The organism is Paenibacillus sp. cl141a (assembly GCF_900109305.1).
Classification (GTDB): Bacteria; Bacillota; Bacilli; order Paenibacillales; family Paenibacillaceae; genus Paenibacillus_AQ; species Paenibacillus_AQ lautus_A.
In genome coordinates this window covers 998,312-1,016,763 of sequence record NZ_FNZO01000001.1, presented here as the reverse complement: position 1 = coordinate 1,016,763, position 18,452 = coordinate 998,312, and the positions used below count along the sequence as shown (strand labels likewise).

The 18,452-nt window shown below is 53.7% G+C and carries 12 protein-coding genes; all 12 read right to left on the bottom strand.

Annotated features, from left to right (window positions below; all coding sequences use genetic code 11):
* Positions 1–43: 43 nt before the first annotated feature.
* The 12 genes from BMX45_RS04745 to BMX45_RS04690 all read right to left on the bottom strand — a co-directional run bounded on the left by BMX45_RS04745 (position 44) and on the right by BMX45_RS04690 (position 18,368).
* On the bottom strand, positions 44–2,143 hold the full coding sequence (locus tag BMX45_RS04745) for a hypothetical protein (RefSeq protein WP_090908723.1): 2,100 nt from the start codon (positions 2,141–2,143) through the stop codon (positions 44–46).
* Between the two features lie 152 nt (positions 2,144–2,295).
* On the bottom strand, positions 2,296–3,846 hold the full coding sequence (locus tag BMX45_RS04740) for an extracellular solute-binding protein (RefSeq protein ID WP_090908722.1): 1,551 nt from the start codon (positions 3,844–3,846) through the stop codon (positions 2,296–2,298).
* A 148-nt stretch (positions 3,847–3,994) separates the two neighbouring features.
* Positions 3,995–4,876, bottom strand: a complete 882-nt coding sequence (locus tag BMX45_RS04735; RefSeq protein ID WP_090908721.1) for a carbohydrate ABC transporter permease — start codon at positions 4,874–4,876, stop codon at positions 3,995–3,997.
* Between the two features lie 55 nt (positions 4,877–4,931).
* Positions 4,932–5,909: an ABC transporter permease gene (locus BMX45_RS04730; RefSeq protein WP_090908720.1), complete on the bottom strand. Its 978-nt coding sequence runs from the start codon at positions 5,907–5,909 to the stop codon at positions 4,932–4,934.
* Positions 5,896–8,013, bottom strand: a complete 2,118-nt coding sequence (locus BMX45_RS04725) for a family 10 glycosylhydrolase (protein ID WP_254777954.1) — start codon at positions 8,011–8,013, stop codon at positions 5,896–5,898. The genes BMX45_RS04730 and BMX45_RS04725 overlap by 14 nt, the downstream gene beginning before the upstream one ends.
* A gap of 391 nt (positions 8,014–8,404) precedes the next feature.
* A complete protein-coding gene (locus BMX45_RS04720) occupies positions 8,405–10,171 on the bottom strand; it encodes a glycoside hydrolase family 2 protein (protein WP_090908718.1) in 1,767 nt (588 codons plus the stop codon).
* Between the two features lie 37 nt (positions 10,172–10,208).
* Positions 10,209–12,677 (bottom strand): family 43 glycosylhydrolase, encoded by a 2,469-nt coding sequence (locus BMX45_RS04715; protein WP_254777953.1) that lies wholly within the window; start codon positions 12,675–12,677, stop codon positions 10,209–10,211.
* 5 nt (positions 12,678–12,682) lie between these two features.
* Positions 12,683–13,519, bottom strand: coding sequence for a carbohydrate ABC transporter permease (locus tag BMX45_RS04710; protein ID WP_015735774.1), 837 nt, complete (start codon positions 13,517–13,519; stop codon positions 12,683–12,685).
* A gap of 11 nt (positions 13,520–13,530) precedes the next feature.
* Entirely contained in the window at positions 13,531–14,424 is an 894-nt protein-coding gene (locus BMX45_RS04705; protein WP_090908716.1) for a carbohydrate ABC transporter permease, read from the bottom strand.
* Positions 14,425–14,517: 93 nt separating this feature from the next.
* Positions 14,518–15,903, bottom strand: coding sequence for an ABC transporter substrate-binding protein (locus tag BMX45_RS04700; protein ID WP_090908715.1), 1,386 nt, complete (start codon positions 15,901–15,903; stop codon positions 14,518–14,520).
* 134 nt (positions 15,904–16,037) lie between these two features.
* Positions 16,038–17,114 carry a GntR family transcriptional regulator gene (locus BMX45_RS04695; protein WP_090908714.1) on the bottom strand — a complete coding sequence of 359 codons (1,077 nt, stop codon included), beginning with the start codon at positions 17,112–17,114 and terminating at the stop codon, positions 16,038–16,040.
* Between the two features lie 198 nt (positions 17,115–17,312).
* Positions 17,313–18,368: a GntR family transcriptional regulator gene (locus BMX45_RS04690; protein WP_090908713.1), complete on the bottom strand. Its 1,056-nt coding sequence runs from the start codon at positions 18,366–18,368 to the stop codon at positions 17,313–17,315.
* Between the last annotated feature and the right edge of the window lie 84 nt (positions 18,369–18,452).

Sequence of the window (18,452 nt, the reverse complement as noted above, 5' to 3'; positions counted from 1 at the left end):
ACGGATGATCCTACACCTGTTATACTTCGTCCTCCCGCTTCCTCTATCCTTCCCCAACAGCGTTAACGGTGGGATTCAGCGGGATCCGAATGCACTCCCAAACCTCCAGCCGCGGCAGGGTGAAGTTCAATTCGTCGTTCGCTGCGAAACCTTCTATCCAGCCTCCGCCGATCAACATCTCCAGTTTAAAGACGCTCTCTGTAGGCCATCTAGTCCCCGGTCTCAGCCGGACCTCGATGTCGTGCAGAGGCAGCGTCGCTGCAAGCGGCCGGCGGCCGGCTCCGTTCACGAAGTGAAGCAGCAGGTCGCTCCCGTTTCGGAAGAGGGTCGCCTGCAGTCCGGGATACGAAGTCGTTACGGACAGCAGCGGCCTTCCGTCAAGCAGGTGGTCGATCGCATTAGCCAGCAGCATCTCATGCTCGGGCAGCTTGAATTCGCGGAGCAGCGCACCCAGCGAGAACGTGAAATACATGGCGCGTCCGGCACCCCACGATTGCTCCAGCGCAAGCGGCAGATCGGTACGGGATACTGGCAGCGATGCCCGTTCCGGCGGCGCTCCCACGCTTTCCGGCGGAGAAAACGGCGGCACCAGCGTCGCCAGCACCCGTACCGCGTCATTCCGCGGATGAGCATAAGTCACATAACCGCGGTGAGCAATCAGCGCCGTCGTATCCATTCCCTGCTGGAGCGGGTTGATCTCGCACGACAGCTCCTGAAACCGCAAATAGGAGGCAATCAGGTATTCGCTTTTGAAGGCTTCATCCGAAATGCCGAGCAGATCATGGAGCAGCTTTACGCCGGCGTCGGCTGCAGCGGAAGGAAGTGCCCCTTCCGTTAGCAGTTGTCCCCCACCATGTACGTACGAACGCAAGTCATGGATCAAGGACGAGGTATATTCAGTTCCTTCGGGAATCAATACAACGCGGTAGCGGTCCAACTCCCAATCCTTCCTGCTCTGGGGAAGCAGCACGTCAAACGGGATTTGCCGGTTGATCATCGTTTCGGCCCAGCTCTGCGCCTCGCCGCGCTCGTTCCAGAGCAGGGCGGTTTCCGCAGCCGATACGGCCCCGTCCATATAGGCATCCAACTTGGCGGCATGATGATTCAGCTCGGCTACGGTTTTCAAAATCCGCTTGTCTTCGATCGTATCGGGTATGCCCGTGACGGAGTGCCAGATCTGACCGCCGTTGGCCGGAATTTGAGCCAGCCAGAAGCGGTATTCCGCTACCGGAAGCCCGGTATGGCGCCAGTCCATGCCCGGGCAGGAATGCACGATGCCAAATGGAGCCGGCCTGCCCGGAACCGACCGCCCCACCTTGATGCTGAGAGCCGGCTTCCAGAATTCAGGGATCCGGGCATGGCCGAGCGAGAGTACGTCCTGCGGTTCCGTACACAGCATATCAGTGATCTGAACGCGCTTCGACAGATTGTCGCGGTGGAGGTTGTAGTATAGAATCATGGGCACCTCCGGCCTCTCCTGCTTGATCAGGTCATGCATCGCTTCCATATTGTCATCGAAGCATCCTGCAGCAAAATCCGGCTCCAGCTCCTGTGGGGAGTCCGGGAGGTCCTTGCCGTACCGTTCCGCGTATTTACGCCTGCATCGCTCGCATCGGCAGAACACATAACCGGGGTTATTAAAAAAAATGCCATCGATCGGATACCGCGACAGCGCTTCGCGGAGCACCGGAGCGGCGACATCCGCATTGCGGTAGCCGCCGTTGATGCAGGTGGACATCAAGAGCGGCCACGGTCCGGGCCGTTCAGCCCCGATGATCTCCGGTCGGCCGCCCTCCTTGCGGACGAACCATTCCGGCCTTCGGAGGTACACGCTGTCATCTGCTTTGCTGAAATCGAACCGGGCAATAAATCGAAGCTCTTCAAGGTGGCAGGCCGTGATTAGTTCCCCGAGCAAATCGCGCCCCTCCGGAAGATATCCGTTCACGGTATGGTACGGAACCTGCGTGTCATACCAGGCATATATGCCGCCTGTATTGAAGACCATCGCATTCGCCCCCATCTCCTTCAGCTGCGCGGCAAGCCGGGGCGGGTCGATGAGCGAGGTATCCCTGACCTGCATGTTGGGCTGGATGACGCGCAGCGGCTTGTGCCACCAGGCGCGTTCCTCATTAACCTTCGTCATTGCCTTACCTCCTTCTTATTTCTAACAGGCAACAAACGGGCGATTCGCAAGGCGGAGACAGCCGGTTTGAACAGAGACTTCAACGATGCTGTCTCCTCCCGTTCTCCAACATATTCGCTCCAGAATGCGAGACCGCCCGAGCGGACTGTCCGTTACTCCCCGTTAAACTGCTTGTATGCCTCGGCCATTTGTTGGTACGCTTCCTGAATGTCCGGCTGACTGTTCAGCTGATCAACGTATGCGCGGAACTCCTCCATTGGAATATGCCCGACAATCGCCTTTGTCACCATGGAAGCATATTCGTCGCTGTATTTAGGCCATGTGCTGCGCCAGCCCTCGGACGTGATGACGCGATAGTGGTCGATTTTTCCGATCTCGTCGTAATTTTCCACCTCTTTGATTTTGGCATCGTTAAAGGCTTTATCGCCGGAAGCGCTGATTACCTTGCCCCACTTGGCATAAGCCAGAACGCCCGCTCCCTTGCTCGTCGTATTGACTTCTTTGACCCCTTGTTCCGTCAGCACCTTCTGTCCGTCCTGTTCGGTGTAGTGGACGCCTTCAATGCCGTAATAGGCAAAATCGGTCATTTCCTGGGACGCCGTCTGGTCGAAATATTTGAGCAGCTGCTTCACCTTCTCCTCCGGCACCTTCTTGGAGATGTAGAACCCGCCGGCTACGCCGGTTTCCAGACCGACCGCATAATCTCCTTTCGGTCCTTTCAAGGTCACGTTCAGGATTTTGGCATCAGGCTGACCGGACTTCTTCATCGCCTGCTCCCATTCATGATCCCACCAGATCGGACGGCCATAGGAAGCGGCGCGGTTCGTCTTAAAGAGCTCCTCCGCCTGGCTTTCCTTCATGACCGCATATTCCTTGGACATCAGGCCGTCCGCGTACAGTCCGCGCAGCCATTCCACCATTTCGACGTACTGAGGGGTAAGGGACGGGCTCATCAGCCCGCCATCATCGGTATAGGTCGGATTGTATACGCCGAAACCGGCCTGGAATGATGCGGGCGGGTTATTGATATATAGGAGACCTACCGTATCCTTCTTCCCGTTGCCGTCCAGATCGGCATCAACGATCTTCTTCAATGCTTCCTTGTATTCTTCGAAATCGGTCGGAACCTTGATGTTCAGCTTCTTCAGCCAGTCCTCGCGTATTTTCAGCCCGCCGTCGATCCGCGAGCGGGACCGCGGAACCGCATAGATGCTACCCTCGACCGACAGATATTTCAAGGCATCCGGCGCCAAGTTGTTTTTTAGATTCGGGTATTCGCTGAGATCCCCCAGGAACGGGGTCAAATCCCAAAACGCGCCGTTCTGGATAGCCGTAATCAGCGTAGGGCGGATCGGGTTCTGATAGGCCACGACTTCGGGCAGATCGCCGGAGGCCAGCAGTAAATCCAGCTTCGTATCCAGATCGCCCGACGGCACCCATTCCACGTCCAGCTTGACGTTGGTGCGGCGCTCCCATTCCTTCCAATAGTCATTGTTCATGTCGGGGATCTCGTTATAGAGCCCGGCAAACATTTTGATTGTCATCGGCTTGCCGTCATTGCCTTCTGCTTCCGATCCTCCGGCGTTTTGCGGTTTCTCGCCCGCCTGTCCCCCGCAGCCTGCCAGCATGACGACGGCCATGAGGGCCGCGAGCCAGAGCTTCCAGCTTCTATGCGAGCTTCCCTTCTTTGATGTGTTTTTCATGTAAACCCCTCCTTATGGATGCTCATCATCCATGTATTGTTCTTGAAGCAGAGTTCTATCTCCTTCCCGCTTATTGCGGTTGGATAACGCTTTCAATCCTACCGGCTGCATATCCGATGCACAGGGCATCGATGCGCCGTTTCCTTCCTCAACCTTTAATCGACCCGAGCATCACCCCTTTGGCAAAATGCTTTTGCAGAAATGGGTAAACAACCAAGATCGGTACCATCGCTAGTACAATTGAGGCCATCCGGATGGTCTCTTGCGGCACCACGTTTTCGTCGCTTGCCCCGGCCTGGGCCACCGCCACCGAATTGGAATCGATGACCAGCGTTTTAATCAACAGCTGAAGCGTCCACTTGCTGGAATCCGATAAGTAAATCAAGGCGTTAAAATAGGCGTTCCAATGCCCGACCGCAAAGAACAGGGTGAAGGTGGCGATCGCCGGCATCGACAGCGGGATTATCATTCGCAAAAACACGCCCATATCCGAGCAGCCGTCCATTTTCGCGGAATCCTCCAATTCGGATGGAAGCGAATCCAAGAAGCTTTTGATAACGATCAAGCTCCAGGCGTTGGTCAGGCCCGGCCAGATCATGGACCAGTAGGAATTCAACAGGCCTAGTTCCTTGACCAGCAAGTAGTTGGGCACGATACCCGGGCTGAACACCAGTGTGAAGATGACGAGCCCCATTACCCAGCGATTCCCGGGCATGGACCGTTTCGTCAGCGCGTAGGCCATCGTAAAGGAAACGACGATGTTGAGCGCGGTACCGACGACCGTAATGAAAACGGTGCTTTTAAACGCATTCATAAAGCTGTTGGTCGATAGAATGTACTTGTAGGACTCCAAGGACCACTGCTCGGGAAACAGATAAAATTTAAGCGGAACATAGACCTCGGGATCCGTAAAGGAAACGCTGAACACGTATAGAAACGGAAACAAGCACGCGACCGAGAACAAGGTGATTAGACTGTAGTTGACCCAATCGAACAAGCTTAGCCCTTTTTTTCGGAGAACGAAGCTCACGCGGAATTCCTCCTTTCGTTTAGCATAATGAGTTGCGGCAGACGCCTTTGGAGGCTTAATAAATGCCTTCATAGCCGAGCCGCTTTACGATTTTGTCGGCGGCCACGATCAGGACGAGCCCCACCAGCCCCTTGAACATGCCGACCGTCACCCCTACGCTGATTTTCCCTTGAAGAATGCCGTGCGTGTAGGAGTACGTATCGAACACCTCCGCCACCGAGCGCACCAGCGGATTCATCATCAGCAAAATCTGCTCAAAGCCAGTGTCCGCCATGCTGCCCAGCCGAAGAATAAGCAAAATGATGATCGTTGGCCGGATGGCCGGAAGCGTGATATGCCAGATCTGGCGGAACCTGCCAGCCCCGTCCACGACGGCGGCTTCGTAGCGCTGGGGATCCACGCCCGCCATGGCCGCCAGGAAGATAATCGTTCCCCATCCGGCCTCCTTCCACATGCTTTGCGCGGTCAGCAGTCCCCAGAAGTAATTGGGATTGGACAGAAAGGAAACGGTATCTCTGCCGCTTTCGGCAATGAGTTTATTGACGATCCCCACGTCCGTCGACAACAGAAAGAACGTCATGCTGGCCACGACGACCCACGACAGGAAATGAGGCAGGTAAACTATGGACTGGTTCAGGCGCTTGAAGCTCTCATGCCGGATTTCATTCAGCATCAGGGCCAGCAGGATTGGGAGCGGAAAATGGAAGATCAGCGCGATCATATTGATTGCAAACGTGTTCCGCAACATAATATAGAAGTTGGAGCTCGAGAACAGTTCCGCAAAGTGCTTAAATCCAGCCCATTCGCTTTCGGCAAAGCCAAGAAACGGATTATAATCTTTGAAGGCCAGAAGCAGCCCCCACATCGGAGCGATTTTGAACAGCAAGAAGAAGAGCAGCCCGGGCAACAGCAGCAAATAAATGACGCGGTGCTTGACGACGCGGGACGCGAGACTGCCCGGGCGAAGCGTTAGGCCCGGCTTGATGACCCCGCCGGCCCCTTGGGCAGGCATAACAGATTTAGGCTTTGGCATCGCTGGAGATCAGCTCCTTTCGATCGCCGACAGGCACGGCCTGAAGCCAAACCGCTTCATAACGACCGATTTGCGGCAGCGTCACCGTCACGCGATCTTGCGAGGTTTCCACCTGCGCATCGGATTCGGCACGGAGCAGCCTGCCCCTCGCTTCCGCGTTTCTTGGCAGCCTCCACTTTTGCGGCCAAGTCCCCGACGCATTCGCTGCAGCGGTTTCGTCCACGCGATCAATGGTCAATTCCACCTGAACATCATATAACGGAAGCGGATTCATAAAAGTCGTCCCGTTATATCCGGAGAGATTCAGCAGCTGAATCAGGCATCCGCCCTCCTTCAAACGGTGAACGAACAACTCTAGACATGGGGGCGCGTTCGTAGCAGCAATCCGATTCGGCACGATGTCATGTAGAACGTCCGCCATTACCTGCCTGTAGTCCTCGAACCCGTGGCGATAGTAGAGCTCGCCTGGATTCCAAGGCATATACACGCCGGTTCGGACCGTTCCCTGCTTGCCGACCCGCCTGTGGAGCCCCAAACCGTAATCTGCTCCAATGCGGTGACCGTAGGCACGCTCCGGCGGCCCGAACGTGGACGGTTCGATGAATGGCAATCGGCACTCGGTCGTATCCGGGTCAAAGGCAACGCGGGCAAAGCTGCCGTCCGCGACGATCCAGTCCCGGCCATGGGCAAATCCGGGGAAATGCGACTTGTCCGAAACGTCCAGATAAGCGCCCGGCTCCGATTGTTTCACGCCGGCGAACGAGGCCGCGAACCATTCCTTAAGCAGCTCTGGCTGCCGCTCCAGCGCGGTTCCCGTTGCAACCAGCACCGCGCCGGCATCCGCCGCCCGATGCAGCGCTCGAGCCGCCGCCACCGACAATCCCTGAACGCCGGGAAGAATAACCGCTCGCATATGCATTAGTTTGGACTCCATGGCCACCAGCTGTTCTTCCATCACCACGTCGAAGAGGACGTGCTCTTCCTTTAGCATTTTGAACATACCGTGATACTCCGCTGCTGCTTCGGGGGCCGCTGGCTTGACGAGCACTGCTTCAGCCATGGAGCCGAGCTGTCCGAACAGCTCCTCGTGCTCCGCATGGTATCGGAAAATATCCTTTACCGTTTCGAAGCTTGCCCGGTCCGGGTATCCTTCGAATGCCCCGATGATACAGAAATCCAGCCCCGATCCGCTTCCGATGCTTTGATATAAACGGATCGCATTTTCATTCTCGGATACTCCCGTGAATCGGTAAGTCAGGTCGATGGCGTTAATGCTGCAGTTGCTGACCAGCTTGTCATCCCAGCTGTCTTGTATGGACGCGACATTCTCCGAGGCTGAATACAGCCTTGGCTGGCCGCTCCTTTTCAGCGACGTATTCGATTCCTTGCGGACGATATCGACCCGGTGTGGGTGATACGTGCTAATGGCCACATCGGACCGCAGCGACTTCACGAATCCGTGAATGCGCTCCAGCATTTCCCTTGACGTCCGTTCCTGGAAGGACCGGTACAGCTCGTGCATCGGATGTTCGGGACCGGTATACGCCAGCAAATCTTCGCCGGTTACTTCGCGAAACCGCAAGCGGCAGTTTGGGCAGTAGCAAGGACCATAGAAATTTCCGCTGTAATCCCAATGCTGGTAGCCGAACATATTGAAGAAAATCCCATCCACCGGATAACGCTCCAGCACTTCTTGAATACTCTCCAGCGACTTCACCTGCTGATAGGCTCCATTCAGGCACGTATGAACGATGCCGTGATAATTGACCTCCCGCCCCTCCCGGTCCCGGTAAAACCATTCGGGATACCGCATCCACAACGATTCATGCGCTTTACTGAAATCGAACCGTGCAATAAATCGCAATCCATTAGCATGGGCTTTTTCTACCGCTTCCCCCAAAAGGTCCTTGGTTAAATTAGGCGTTACATATTGATGCATAAGCGATGATGGATAGAACGCAAATATGCCCCCTGCATTCATCATGAGCACATTCGCGTGGAACGACTTGAGTTCGCGAATCAAAAGATCCACATCCATATCGGCGTCCGTCTCGCGAAGATTATTTTGAATCAATCGGAGACGGTTCGTTGACCACCATTTCATCCCCATTCCCTCCTTTGCTTGTGGTGTATGTCTACCATAATGAAGCGGAGGGCAGCAGAACAGGGACAATTCTTGCATAAGCACGTTAGGAAAAATATGTCCGATCCGCCATGAGGCGATATCCAGCGCGAGGTCCCCTATACCTGACAGAGCCGCAAGGTAAGAACAGGAGTTTATTGGTCATTTCTTGTTTTGCAGGAAAACCGCAAAAAATGTCCCGTTCCAACATTCTCTTGTACGGCGGATTATGTCTGCATGATCGATCGGGTTTACGGTTAGGCATCCAAACGATGGGTATGTATTTTCTTTGTACTCGCAACAAAAAAAACTCACCCTTGGGTGAGTTTTTTCAATCATGCGCGGGTAAGCGTGCATACGTCTCCGGCTACGATCATGCCAGATTGATGCCTCGGATCGCTTCCACGTTTACTTTCGGTTTACGGTCTTCTGTCAGCAAGCCGTTCACTTCCTGCTGCACGTCCGTAATTTGCGTATAACAGAATCCGCACACATAAGGCAAATTCTTGATCGCTTGTGTGATTCCTTCGTACCGCTTCAAGAATTCGTCCTCACTCCGAACCTGATTGCCGTAGCCCCAGCCTTCTTCGCTTGTAAAAGCGATGCCGCCGTATTCGCTGATGATGACAGGCTGGCCCCGATAGCCATATCCCTGTGCGAATGGATAACGGTGTGTATTATGCGCGATTTTGTTGCCTAACAGCGCATCCTTGTCCCGATACCGCTCTTCCAGCATAGCACCGATTTCTTCATAATCATGGAGTGTAATGATATCCGAAACGGTATGCTCCCAGCCGTCGTTCACGATCACTGGCCGCATCTGGTCGAAAGCCTTGGTCAGATGATAGATCGATTCCGTAAATTGCTGCTGCTTGCGATTGGTCGATATATCGGAAATTCCCCAAGACTCGTTGAACGGTACCCAGGTGATGATAGAGGGGTGGTTGTAATGCTGCCGGACGACGTCCATCCACTCTTTCGTGAACCGCTCGACCGCATCGTCTCCGAATTCGTAAGTCGACGGCATTTCCGACCATACCAACAATCCTTTGCGGTCACACCAATATAAATAACGGGGATCCTCCAGCTTCTGATGCTTGCGAACGCCGTTAAAGCCGAGTGCAAGCGTTTTGTCGATGTCTTCCAGCAGCGCTTCCTCCGACGGAGGCGTCAGATGCGTATCGCTCCAGTATCCTTGATCCAGCAGCAGCCGCTGATAAATCGGCGTATGGTTCAAGATGATTTGGTCCCCTGCGATCCGAATGCTCCGCATGCCGAAATAAGAATAGGCGGTGTCGATCGGCTTTCCGTTTTGCTTCAGAATCATCTCGACGTCGTATAAATTCGGATGGTTCGGATGCCACGGCTTGACTTTCCATTCGCCCACGGCTTCGTTTACGACGCTCACATCGACCGTTACCGTTCCGCGTTCCACGCTCGTTTCCGTCGAACGGATCAGCTTCCCGTCAAACCGGATGATGGTCTGAAGGGTTAACCCGTCGTAGCCGTGCGCGGCATTGCCCAGGTCATAGCCGAAATTCGCCGACCCGCGTTCCAGTTCCGGCGTTATCTTCACCCGGCTGATGTGAATCGGACTCACGTATTCCATCCATACGGTTTGCCATATTCCGGTCGTCTGCACGTACCAGCACCCGAAGTTGTCTTTCATCCATCGCTGCTTGCCGCGCGGCTGCGTACAGCTGTTGCCGTCCACGACTTGAACGGTAATCCTGTTCTCGCGTCCAAATTCGACCGCTTCCGTAATATCGAAGGAAAAGGCTGCGTATCCGCCTTCATGCATGCCGATTTTGCTGCCGTTGACCCACAGGGTCGCCGCGTAATCGACCGCTTGAAAATGCAAAATGATCCGTTTGCCTTCTGCCTCCGCAGGCACGGCTACACTTCGTTCATACCATACGCAAGGATGAAATGTTTCATCCGCGATGCCGCTTGCTTTCGTCTCGTACGCAAAAGGCACCGTGATTTTACGGTCAGCTTGAAGGCGTTCGTACCACTTGGCGCCTTCTCCTTCCAGAGCATCGTCGAAGCGAAAATCCCATTCCCCGTTCAGATTTACCCATTCCTCGCGTACCAATTGCGGTCTGGGATAGTCCTTTATATATTTGTGCGAGCTAGACATTATGTTCCACTCTCCATCTTCTGTTAGTTTATCGTTTCTATTTGGTTCCTATGGATTGCACCGTTAAATCGCCAAGCCCGATCTGTTCAGCATGAACCGATCGAATGCCGACCCTCCCCTGCATGAAGGCCTGGGGATCGTCATACGTCAGGACAGGCTCTTCTCCATTCTCAACGAAGACGCGGATCGTGCCGTGAACTGCTTCGATGCGCAAGCTGACGGGCTTGTTCCGTTCCAGCTCCACTTTGATGCTTTGAAGCAGCTCGGAATCGTAATTATGTTTGTACAGTTCCAGTTTCGTGGCGGTGACCGCGAGGAAATATCCCATCAGCGAATCGCTCACTTGATCTCTGAAATCCGACTCGTTTGTCACCCGGAAGAGTACGCCCGCTTGACCGGACGGATCATCGCCCAGCGTTACGGTCGTCCGGATGCGGTAGTCGGACCAAAGGCGGCTGCCTCCGTACATCTTGGCATCGGCATCGGCTGCTCCCGCATAAATGCCGGCGGTTTCGTTCCAACGGCCGTGAACATCCTCGGAACTTGCTTGTTCCAATAAACGTTCGATCTTGAAATCTTGATCATCGACCAGCTCGAATTCCATCGTTTTCCACTCCAGCTGCCCGTTGTCCAATTGAATGGAAAGGCTATGTAATCCCTTTTCGAGCTTTAGGGACCCTACCCGGATTTTTACCCAGGGTTCGCTGCTGGCGTCATGGCTGCCGTCGATTTTGAAGCTTCCGGCTTTTTGATCGTCCACGAGCAGCTTAAAGGCTGCCGGCCCCGCGTCAGCCTTGACCGACAAGTCCAGCGCATAGGTGCCGGATTCCGAAACGTTTACTGCATAACGCAGCCAATCGCCTTTTTCCGTAAGCGCAGCCGAATAGCTGCCATCCTCCGCCTGCCGGATCGCCGTTCCGTCCGAATGGCGCCATGCGGCGGCTTCCGACGGTTGACGAACCGCATACCCCCTGCCTTCGCCGCTAAGATAATGCACGGCTTCCATGCTGCCGGGAAGCGGCTTGGCCGTTTCGAAATCACTGCTGCCGTCGGCTTGATTCGAGAATGCGGTATACGACAATCCCGGTACGCCGTTATCGTACCGATACCCCATATGGCCAGGTCCGAACGTTTCCGAAGATTCATCCAGCTTCAGAACCCCGTCCAGGTAAACCCGAAGCCGCTCGTTCCCTCGTTCGATACGAATCGTGTGCAGTTTCGACCAATCCGTATCTTCCGGAAGCTCCGCGGTGGCGAGCACTTTACGGTTGCCATCCTCCATCCTGCCCAAGGATAGCCGGTTTAGTTCCGGTTCGATTTCGGCGAACCCGAAACGGTTGGCATCCTCATAGGCAAACAATGCGGCGACCCGCGTCTTTGACGGCACCAAATTATATTCCGCCGTATAGATGCGATCCGTGCTCGCTTTGCTGATGATTCGAGCCCCTCCTTCCGATTTCTCCGACTCCCACCGGTTCTCATCGATGGCGTCTGCGTCCAGCCGATCGGCAAAGACCGGCCCTCTCGGGATAGGCTGATCGTAATTCGTAGGACCCAGAATCTCCATCTTGTCTCCGTTGAATACCAGCCGGTCGATGTTCATGCGCCGGACAGGCGGGCCTTCCTGGGATCTTCCCGTCAAGTTATGATAGACGAGATAATAGGAATCCAGATCGGGCCCCATCACCGTCGAGCTGTGGCCAAGCCCGTAAAAGTCCGGCTTGGTGCTGATGACGAGCGGATTGTTGGCCGGAATGTTGTACGGACCGAGCGGCGAATCATGCGATACGGCATAATGAATGCGGTAGCCTTTGCTGAATACATGATTCCCGGTATATGTCATGTAATAGGTACCGTTCCGCTTGATGATCATGGACCCTTCCGTCCAATGCCCCAGATAGGGCCCGGGAATCGTCTGGCCGACACCGAATTCGGCAGGTCCATCCATCGGAACGCCGACAATGCCCGACGAACCAGCATGGGTAAACAGCCAGGAGCCGTCATCGTCGATAAAGACCGAGCCGTCGATGCTCATACCGACATTCTCGGAGATTCTTTCGAACGGGCCTGTCGGCGATTCGCTTCGGAACACGTAATGCCCCCTTCCCGCCGGTGAAGTGTATAGATAGAACCACCCGTTCGAGTAAATTACTTCGGGGGCATAGGCCCCGGTCGATACCGGATCTTCCGTCACAAGCCCAGCATAGCTCCAATCGACCAGATTGTCCGACACCCAAGCCTTGATTCCCGTCCGATGATCCTTCGTGCTCACATATAGATAATAGCGGCCGTCATGCCGCAGCACATACGGATCCCCGTTGCCGTAATCCTCCCATTCTTCCTCCAACGACGGAAAGGGATTGGCATACATTTCATTGTATATTTCCATATCGACCGCCTCCGGTTTCGTGCTTGTATCGCATCCCGACAATGCCAATCCGGCCGCTAAACCTAACGCTCCGATACAACATGCGATTTTTGACAGGCGCGGCATTCTTATCGGCATGCGCCTCACCCCTTGATTCCGCTGATTGCCATCGATTCGATAAAGTATCTTTGACAGAAAAAGAACACGATGATCACCGGCACCATGGAAATGATGGCTGCGGCCATAATCATCGGATAATCCGACTGGCCGATGTACATCGCCTGCATGGAAGCGATCAGCACTTGAATCGTTTGCTTTTCGGGCGTATGCAGGTAAATCAGCGGTCCGAGAAAATCATTCCAGATGCCCATAAAGCCGAGGGCGGCTTGGGCGGCGAGCGCTGGCTTCATGATCGGCAGCGCGATTTTGAAGAAGATGCCCGGAAAGCTGCAGCCGTCGATCTTCGCCGCTTCGATCAATTCGGTCGGCATCGCGCTCTGCAAATATTGGCGTATGAAAAAGATGACGACGATGTTGCCGAACAGGCCGGGTACGATGAGCGGCAGCAAGGTGTCTACCCAATCCAGCCTGGAAAACCCGATATACTGCGGTATCATTACTACCGAATACGGAATCATCATCGTTCCGAGCAAGCCCATGAAGAGCATGCCTTTGTAAGGGAATTCGAATTTGCCGAATGCATAGGCCGACATTGCGGATACCAGCATTCCTATGGTCAGGACGATCACCACGATGATCAAGCTGTTCATGAATCCATGCAGCAAAGGCGATTCCAGCCAAACCTTCGCATAGTTGCCGAACGTGATCGGTTCGGGAATCCATTGCGGAGGAATTTCGAATACGTTTCGCCGATCCTTCAACGAAGTCGAAATGGTCCAGATGAACGGGGCGATCATAAAGATCGATCCGAAAAGCAGCAGCAGCAGCGACCAGAGGTCCGTCATTTTTTCCCGTTTCACAGAATTCCCCCCTAGTCTTGGTAAACCCAGCGATTGGAAAGCTTGAATTGTATAAGCGTGACAACAAAGATGAGAATGCCCAGCACCCAGGCAACCGCGCTTGCATAACCCATGTTAAAGTACTGGAACGCATGCTGGAAAATATAATAGACCACCGTGGCGCCGCTGTATTCCGGCCCGCCGTCTACCGCCAGCACATAAATTTGGCTGAACGACTGGAACGCCCCGATGATGCCCATGACCACGACGAAAAAATGAATAGGCGTGAGCAGCGGGATGGTAATCCGCGTCAGCTTGTGCCATGCGCCAGCGCCATCGATTTCCGCGGCTTCATAATATGTCGAGGAGATGGATTGCAGTCCCGCAAGGTACAGCACCATGTTTCCGCCGATGCCGCTCCACAGCCCGATCAGGATCAACGAAGGCTTCACCCACTCCGGTTTCCCCAGCCAGTTAGGTCCGGCAATGCCGAACGTTTCCCACAGAAAATTGTTAAGCAAGCCGTAATCCTGATTTAATATCCACTGCCACAGCAGCGATACGGCGATGATCGGCGAAATGACCGGAAGATAATAGATCGTGCGCATGAACGAGATGCCGGTGAATTTACGGTTCATCAGGATGGCCAGCAGCATCGAAAGCACCATGCCGATCGGAATGCCGATCATTAAATAAATCGTATTGTACATCGATTTGTACACTTTCTCGTCGCCCAAAAGATCCTTATAGTTGGCGAGTCCCGCCCACTGCGGATCGGATAGCATATCCCATTTGTGAAAGCTGATATATATGGAGAACAATATCGGCACAAGGCCGAACAAAAGAAACCCGAGAACCGGCGGAGCGACGAACAGATACAACCATGCCAGTTCTCTTCTGCGATACCCGCCAAGCTTGGTACCCATATTCCATTCCACCTTCGCCAGTATTCGATTGATCAGGTCGTCTTGATACGGCGGGAAGCGCCGATATCCATGGCCGGCGCCCCGCCTGCTTCATTATTTATTGCCTTTGTCGTACAGCTCCTGCATCTTCGGCTGAATTTGGGCCGTAAAGTCTTTGGCTGACATCTCGCCGTTCCATACTTTACTCGCGTTCTGATTGAACGTATCCATCCATTGCGTATCCTTGGAGAAAGCTATAACGTTAGGTCGTCCGTAATCTTGGATAATGTCCAGAAAGACTTGACGCGTCTGCGGTCCTTTGTCCATTTCCTTAAATTCGCCTTCGGCCATGTTGATCAGGTTGGGAACCGCCTGGCCGAGCTGGTAGTTTTCGCGCTGGCCTTGCTCATCCAGCGATAAGAAGGCGGCCAAATCGAACGCTTCCTGCGGGTGCTTGGATTTTGCCGATACGGCAAATCCCATCGAGCCGAGCCAGGTCGCCGTTTGTCCCGTATTCGGGCTTGCCGGCCATGCAGCAATATCCCATTCGAAAGGCAGCTCCCAAAATGCCGGCTGATCCCACGGACCCATCGCAAACATGCCTAGCTGGCCGTTAATGAAGCGCGTATACGCATTCATCGCTTGTTCGGCTTCCTGATTCGGGCTGACCTTAAACTTCAAGTTCAGGTCGGCGACAAATTGCATCGCCTCGTAGAATGCGGGCTCGTTGACCTTTACCGTGCCGGTGGCGTAATCGATGTATTCGCCGCCGTTGCCCCAAACCGCCGATTCAAGACTGTAAGCGCCTACACCATACTGTTCAGGTTTTCCGTCGCCGTTGTTGTCGACCGTCAGCTTCTGGGCAGCTTCCAGCATGTCGTCCCAGGTCCATTCTCCAGCCTTGGCGGATGGATACGACACGCCCGCATTGTCAAACAAATCCTTGTTGTATACGAAAGCCCACGGACCTACGTCCTTCGGCAGTCCGTACAAATCGCCCTCCCCGACCTTGCTGCCGTCAAAACGGTAGCGGTCCATGGCCTGCTTCCATACGTTATCGGGATTAAACAACGACGTCTGATCCAGGTAAGACTGGATGTTGAGAAGGGTGCCGGCTTCGGCGAAACGGTAAAACTCCGGACCGCCGACATAGAATACGTCCGGCACTTTGCCTGAGCTGATCAGCGTTGTCATCTTCTGCGAGTATTCGCCCGGCGGCACCGAAGTGTATTTAACCGTGACGTGCGGATACTTCTCCTCGAAGGAAGCGATCAGCTTTTCGAAAATCTTTTTTTCGTTCGGATTGCCGTGGCCCATAAACTCAATCGTGACGGGTTCCTTCTGGTCCGAACCAGTGGACGCTTCCTGACTTGGCTTCGACGCGTCCGGGTTGCTTGAAGCAGTCCCTCCGTTTGTTCCGTTGCTGCCCCCGCTGCAAGCGGATAACGCAAACACCAGCAGCAGCATCACCATACCTGCAAATTTGCTCTTCGTTTTCATGCGATCCCCCTCTTCTTTAACAAGGTTTTAGTTGTAAGCGCTTTACGGAATCATAATAACTTATAATATTATAATTTTATATACTATATTTATTATAAAATTATTGGGTTTCTTCGGCTTCATGGACGAACCTTTCATTCGTTTACCAGCATGACCGGCACCATAATCCTTCTTGCCTCAAAGGCTCCTTCAATTTGCTCGATCAGCAGATCTACGGTCAAGCGGCACATTTCCTCTTCATTTTGACGGATAAACGGCACGTGCGGCAGATCCGGCGGATCGAACGTAATCAGCTCCAGATCCTCCGGTACGCGCTTACGGGCTGCAACCGCCGCTTTATATGCACTTCGGCATAGCTCCGTATTAGCTGTAACGATGCCGGTAATTTCGGGATTCTCGCCTAAAAACTCCCTGATTTTATCGACGGAGTTGCCCGAGGCGATCTCCTCTAACGGGATTAGGCACCATAAGCTTTTGTCGATCGACATTCCGCGTTCCAGAAACGCCTGTTCGAACCCTTGGGCTCTCTCATCCGTCACGGTATTCGTAATCTCCGGTGAGATGAACGCGATGGACGAATGGCCATTATTAATTAAATACTCTACGGCTTCCTTAGTACCGTTTATGTTGTCCGAGCTTACGCTGTACGTCTTGATTTCCTTCAAAAACCGGTCGATCAGGACAAAAGGGAAGCGGTCCAGCGACAGCCTTAAAATCGAATCGTTGTATGTCTCGTTTTCAACCGGAAAAATGATAATGCCGTCCACCCCCTGGTTCAAGAATGACGAGATGACTTTGGACTCCTCGAGCTGGGATTCTCGCGTAATTCTCAGCATCAGCTCAAAGCCGGCGGCGGTCGCATATTTCTCGATGTTGTCCAAAAATCGCTGGTCCACTTTCGTTTTCATCGTGGGCAGTACGAGCCCGATCCGCCCGCTTCTGCCCGGACCTGCCGTCCATTCGCCTAACTGATCGAGCGCGGAGGCGTTCTCCGGCCTGCTCATCACGAAGGTTCCCTTGCCCTGGATCCGGACGAGCAAACCTTCCTCCATGAGTCCGACCAGCGCGTTTTTGCTTGTAATTTGACTGACGCGGTAACGTTCAGAAAGCTCCTTCTCGGAAGGGACCCGGTCCCCTTCCCGCAGCTTGCCGATGGCGATCAGCCGCTTGATGTCTTCCTGTATTTTTTTATATAGCGGCAACGATTTCAACGCCCATCACAACCTTTATATTGTAAATAGTATATTTAGTATATTATTATAATATAACTTTAGAAATGTAAATATAAAACTGAACAAAGCGGTGATTTGCCTCAAAATATACGAAAAAAAAACGGCTGAACGAAGTTCAGACCGTTTTCACGATGTATATTTCTCTTGTGTATCAAGCCAGTATCCTTGATGAACGGATCATTCCGGCCAAATCCATTGGACCGGGACGACCTCCCTACGAGGCTCGTGCTTACCGGCCAGCTGTTCCGACAGCAGATCGACGGCACGCCGGGATACTTCATCCGGTTGCTGCCGGATATAAGGAATGCCTTCAATATCCGGATCGTCAAAGGCGGCGAGCTGCGGTTTGCTCTCCGTCGCCGGCCAAATTTCCCGCATGGCGTAATGGGCATAGCGGGCCAGCTCCGCATTCACGCAAAAGACCGCGGTTATATCACTGCAGCCCTGCAGAAAACGGAGGACCTCCTGCGGTCCGTGCCCCTCCTGTATCGTAACCAAATCCAGCAAGCACCATAACCTTTTGTCGATCGGCAAGCCCTGCTCCAGAAATGCGGCTTCGAAGCCTTTGGCTCTTTCATCCGTAACCGAATTCGTAATCTCCGGCGATAGGAAGGCAATGCGCCTGAGCCCCGTCGCAAGCAAACCGGATATGGCTTCGCGTACGCCCTCGTAATTATCAGAGCTGACGCTATAGGTTCGGATCTCCTTCAAAAAACGGTCGACCAGCACTAGGGGTACCCGGTCAAGCGACAAACGCAAAATTGCGTTATTGTAGCTTTCCTGCTCGACCGGAAATATTAAAAAGCCGTCGACTCCCCGTTCCCGAAACTGCTCGATCGCCCGTGATTCTTCCTCCTGTGATTCGCGTGAGATACGGATCAACAGGTCATATTCTCTTTCCGTACAGTAGCGTTCCAGACCGTCCAGCAGCTGTTGGTCGATCTTGGTTTTCATCGTTGGCAATATGATCGCGATCGTCTTTTTCATGTCAGTCCGGGGCTGCTGCATTTCCGAAGAACCCAGCTCCCGGACAAAGGTGCCTTTTCCCCGGTAACGCACCAGAAACCCTTCCTCCACCAAACCGTTGAGCGCGTTCTTGGATGTGATCTGGCTTACGCCGTACCGCTTCGCCAGCTCCTTCTCCGACGGTACCAAGGCACCTGCCGGAAGCTCGCCGCTCTGAATACTGCGCCGTATATCGTTCTGTATTTGTTTATATAACGGATGCTCCATGTCATACCTCGCTTTTACGACTGTCCAAACAGAAAAATAATCTATATTTAGTATATCTTAGTTTATACTAACTGCGATACAATC